A 3,286-nucleotide genomic window follows, 5' to 3' on the forward strand; every position below is an offset into this window, starting at 1 on the left:
CATGCACCTCGGCATCGAAGGCCTCGGCGAGCAGAAGCAGAACGTCAAAGCCTACAGCGCCTGATAACGAAAAGGCCCTCCTTCGGGAGGGCCTTTTTCATTCCGCCAAGAGATACGTCGCCACCGCGTTGAGATCGTCGTCCGTCCAGAACGAGGTGGAATCCGCGATCACCTCGCCCATCGGTCCACCGAGCACGTCAAAGCCCGGCGTGAACCCATCCTTGAGTGTCTGCGCCAGGGTCGCGACATCATAGCCCTCTGCCACCAGAGCCTCGCGCGTCAGCGCCGGGGCGCGGCCACCCGTGCCGCCAGGCGATCCTGCGAAAGCCTGGTCCCACTGCAGCGCCCCAAGCGCATTGCGCGGCGTATGGCATGCAACGCAATGCGCCGGCCCCATGGCGAGATATTTGCCGCGATTGTAGACCTCGTCCTTCCCTTCCTCCGGCTCGAACCGCTGCGGGGTGAAGAAGAGGTTCTTCCAGCCCGCCATGATCAGCCGGACGTTGAACGGGAAGGGAATGCTGCTTGCAACAGCCGGCGTTGCCACCGGCTCGGTCGCCATCAGCGCCGCATAGAGGTCGAGCACATCCTGATCGGTCATCAGCGTATAATTTTCGTATGGGAAGGCCGGATAGAGATGCCCCTGCGGCCCCATGCCATTGCTGAGCGCGTCGGAAAACTGCGCCAGCGTCCAACTGCCGATCCCGGCATTGGGGTCCGAGGTAATATTGGGCGGCACAAAAGTGCCGAAATCGGTTTCGAGCCCGACGCCGCCCGCCAGCTCCGCCCCGCCTTCGGCAACATTGGTGTGGCAGGCCACACAACCGGCCAGTCGCATCACATAGTCGCCGCGCGTCGCATCACCGACAAGCGTAAGGTCGCGCGCCGGCCCCTCGACGGGTTTGAGGAAATAGCCGGCGGTCCCGATGCCAACCACCGCGACGACGCCCAAGGCCAACCAACGCTTCTTCATGACTGTTCCCCGTACGACGCCGGGCGATCACATCAGAGCGAGGCAAAAATCGCAATGGTATCAGCGGTCAACTGCTTGCGAGGACCGCATCCACCTGTGCACGCGTCGGCGGCTTGCAGCCCTTCTCGGCGCAGTTGAGCCCGGCCACCACGGCGCCAAAGCGCAGCGTTGTCTGCAGCGCCGCCTCTTCGAGCATGCCCAGTTTCCCAAGCTTGAGCGCGCCGGTTTCATTCAGCCAGGTCAGAATACCCGCCATCAGGCTATCGCCCGCGCCTACCGTGTCGCCAAAGACCGGCGGAGCATAAATGCCCGCCTCGGCACTCGCGACATTGGAAAAGGCGCGCGACCCATGCTCACCAAGGGTCACCACCACCAGCTCGCAATTGGGCCGATCGAGCAGGAGCTTTGCATGCTCCTCGATGGTCACGCCCGGCTCGAGCCATTCGTGGTCTTCTTCGGAGAGCTTGATGACATGGGCGAGATCGAGAAAATCCGACAAGCGCTGGCGATAGCCGTCTTCATCGTCGACCAGCTTTTCGCGCACATTGATGTCGATGGAGATCGTCGCCCCGCGCCCGATGGCGGCCTTTACGACCACCATCCATTTTGCTGCGTCTTCGGCAAGGATCGGGGCAAAGCCGCCGATCTGGTAGAGCTCCACCTGCCCCGGCAACGCCGCCAGCAAGCCCTCGCGCGTAAAGGCATGGTCTGCCCCGCGCTCGAACACATAGCTTGCCTGCATCTTCTCGTTGAAGGTGACGATAGCCTTGGTCGTCGGCTCGGGCACACGCTCCTTGAGCAGCACCTCGACGCCAGCAGCCTTCAGCGGGGCCAGCAGCAGATCGCCGTGCTCGTCCTGGCTGATGGGACACAGGAACCCGGTGGGATTGCCCAGCTTCGCCAAGGCGATCGCGCAATTGAACGGCGACCCGCCGGCAATGGCCTGGCGCTCGGCGCCCGGCGCCGACGAAACCGGCACCAGATCGATCAGGCTTTCCCCACCGACAACGAACATGCTTTTCTCCCACCCTGTTCCGGTTGAGCCCTTAGCATTTTCGTCCCCCCGCCCGCCAGCCGTGCGAGCGCTTTACTCGCAAAACGCCGCGTGTATTGTTTCATCCAGGGCTGGCAGGAGGATAGCTGGCCTGATTGAGGGAGAACTATTTTGGATCGTCGGAAATTCTTTTCCAAGGCCGGTGCCGTTGGCGCTGGCGCCGTTGCTGCGTCGACCGGTCTTGCCATGCCGGCCATTGCCCAGAGCCAGCCCAAAATTGCCTGGCGCCTGGCCTCGTCCTTTCCGCCCGGCCTCGACACCATCTATGGCGGCGGCGAAACCCTGGCCAAATATGTGAGCGAAGCGTCCGACGGCAATTTCACCATCGACGTCTTCGCCGCCGGCGAACTGGTGCCCGCTTTCGAAGTAGTCGATCCAGTATCTGAAGGCTCGATCGAAATGGCCCATACCGTGGGCTACTATTTCTCGGGCAAGGACGTCGCCTGGGCCGCCATGGCCGCCATTCCCTTCTCGCTCAACGCCCGCGGTATGAGCGCCTGGTACTATTATGGCGGTGGTCTCGACATCACCAACGAGTTCCTTGCCAATTACAACATCGTCGGCTTCCCCTGCGGCAATACCGCAGCGCAGATGGGCGGCTGGTTCCGCAAGGAAATCAACTCCGTTGCCGACTTGCAGGGCCTCAAAATGCGCGTCGGCTTTGCCGGCACCATCCTGTCCAAGCTCGGCGTCATCCCCACGCCCATGCCCGGCGGCGAAATCTACAATGCGCTCGAAAAGGGCACCATCGACGCGGCCGAATGGGTCGGGCCCTATGACGACGAAAAGCTCGGCTTCCAGAAGGTCGCGCCCTATTACTACTATCCCGGCTGGTGGGAAGGTGGCCCGACCGTCCACGCGCTCATCAACAAGACCAAGTTCGAAGAACTTCCGGCCAACTACCAGTCGCTGCTCAAAACCGCCTGCCAGGCGACCAGCGCCGACATGTTGGCCAAATACGACTATGTGAACCCCACCGCCATCAAGAAGCTCGTGGCCGCAGGCGCGCAGCTCCGCCCCTTCAGCCCCGAAATCATGGAAGCCAGCTTCAAGGCTGCCAACGAAACCTACACCGAGCTGTCGGCCTCGAGCCCGCACTTCAAGGCCATCTGGGATTCCATCACCGCGTTCCGCAAAGACCACTATCTCTGGAACCAGATCGCCGAACTCAACTACGACGCCTTCATGCAATCCCAACAGCGCGCCAACGCGCTCTGATTTTTGGTAGCGAAGAAAGAAACCCCGGGCTCGCGCCCGGG

At 62.2% G+C, this 3,286-nt stretch carries 3 protein-coding genes; 1 reads left to right on the forward strand and 2 read right to left on the reverse strand.

Annotation, left to right across the window (positions count from 1 at the left end; translation table 11 throughout):
* Positions 1–97: 97 nt before the first annotated feature.
* The gene (locus tag ABW043_RS06870) at positions 98–973 is read right to left on the reverse strand and encodes a c-type cytochrome (RefSeq protein ID WP_353920475.1); all 876 of its coding nucleotides are present in this window, start codon (positions 971–973) and stop codon (positions 98–100) included.
* A gap of 67 nt (positions 974–1,040) precedes the next feature.
* Positions 1,041–1,988, reverse strand: a complete 948-nt coding sequence (locus ABW043_RS06875) for a carbohydrate kinase family protein (RefSeq protein ID WP_353920476.1) — start codon at positions 1,986–1,988, stop codon at positions 1,041–1,043.
* A gap of 150 nt (positions 1,989–2,138) precedes the next feature.
* Between ABW043_RS06875 and ABW043_RS06880 the strand changes: the two genes are divergently transcribed.
* Positions 2,139–3,245 (forward strand): TRAP transporter substrate-binding protein, encoded by a 1,107-nt coding sequence (locus ABW043_RS06880; RefSeq protein ID WP_353920477.1) that lies wholly within the window; start codon positions 2,139–2,141, stop codon positions 3,243–3,245.
* The last annotated feature ends 41 nt before the right edge of the window (positions 3,246–3,286 follow it).

Source organism: Devosia sp. (assembly GCF_040509215.1).
Lineage (GTDB): Bacteria > Pseudomonadota > Alphaproteobacteria > Rhizobiales > Devosiaceae > Devosia.

What these genes read in the sequence shown, in the direction of transcription:
- ABW043_RS06875 (WP_353920476.1), bottom strand. Translation starts at nt 1,988, where the DNA reads ATGTTCGTTGTCGGTGGGGAAAGCCTGATCGATCTGGTGCCGGTTTCG.
- ABW043_RS06870 (WP_353920475.1), bottom strand. Translation starts at nt 973, where the DNA reads ATGAAGAAGCGTTGGTTGGCCTTGGGCGTCGTCGCGGTGGTTGGCATC.